Source organism: Acidaminococcus sp. HCP3S3_H5 (assembly GCF_052122235.1).
Lineage (GTDB): Bacteria > Bacillota > Negativicutes > Acidaminococcales > Acidaminococcaceae > Acidaminococcus.
Window position 1 is genome coordinate 1 of record NZ_JBQKCS010000025.1, and the last position, 465, is coordinate 465.

At 46.2% G+C, this 465-nt stretch carries 2 tRNA genes; both read left to right on the plus strand.

Annotation, left to right across the window (positions count from 1 at the left end):
* Positions 1–33 precede the first annotated feature (33 nt).
* Positions 34–110 (plus strand) — tRNA-Ile (locus tag ACTQY5_RS10990).
* Between the two features lie 169 nt (positions 111–279).
* A tRNA-Ala gene (locus tag ACTQY5_RS10995) sits at positions 280–355 on the plus strand.
* The last annotated feature ends 110 nt before the right edge of the window (positions 356–465 follow it).

Consider the following 465-nt stretch of genomic DNA (forward strand, 5'->3'; position numbering starts at 1 on the left):
TGGTTTTGAGGGTTTTACCCTCAGGCAATCCATGGGCCTATAGCTCAGCTGGTTAGAGCGCACGCCTGATAAGCGTGAGGTCAGAGGTCCGAGTCCTCTTAGGCCCACCAATTTTTGAAATTGAATTGGGTTGTCGATTGTAAAATTCATGAATGTTTCTTTTTATTTCTGTCAGATCAAGGAATGAGGAGGAAGGCACCGCAGACTGTACTTGTGTACGTCGAGGAGCCGGACGACGAATGACGCAGAGCTGGCTGAAAGAAAAAGAAATGTACTCATGGGGGCGTAGCTCAGCTGGGAGAGCACCTGCCTTGCAAGCAGGGGGTCAGGAGTTCGATTCTCCTCGTCTCCACCACATGAACCTTGAAAACTTCATAGAAGAGACAAATTAAAGTCTTAGACATTGTGATGAATGTCTAAGCACCTCTGATCTAAATGCGAATTTAGAAACGAGTAACGAGAAAT